Genomic DNA, 211 nt, shown 5'->3' with positions numbered 1-211 from the left:
CGCTTAGTCCGTCAAGAAGTTAATAAAGACTTTCGGGACTACCAAGAAAAAATAGAAGCTGTTGCGAATCAAAAAATTGAGTCTGCCATTCAAGAACAACTCCATCGTTTAGAGGCAGAAAGTTTAAAAGCAGACATACTGAAAGACATTCAAGTTGAAAAACAAGCATTACTCGCTTTGAAAAAAGAACTGAATGAACAAAAAGAGCAGA

At 36.0% G+C, this 211-nt stretch carries 1 pseudogene; it reads left to right on the top strand.

Annotated elements, in window-relative coordinates:
- Positions 1 to 211: pseudogene (locus tag HFD15_RS14150) on the top strand (mobilization protein); the annotation flags it as partial.

Source organism: Lactococcus sp. EKM203L (genome assembly GCF_011800585.1).
GTDB classification, from domain to species: domain Bacteria; phylum Bacillota; class Bacilli; order Lactobacillales; family Streptococcaceae; genus Lactococcus; species Lactococcus lactis.
Note: the sequence above shows the minus strand (reverse complement) of the source record. Positions and strands in the feature narration are given on the sequence as shown.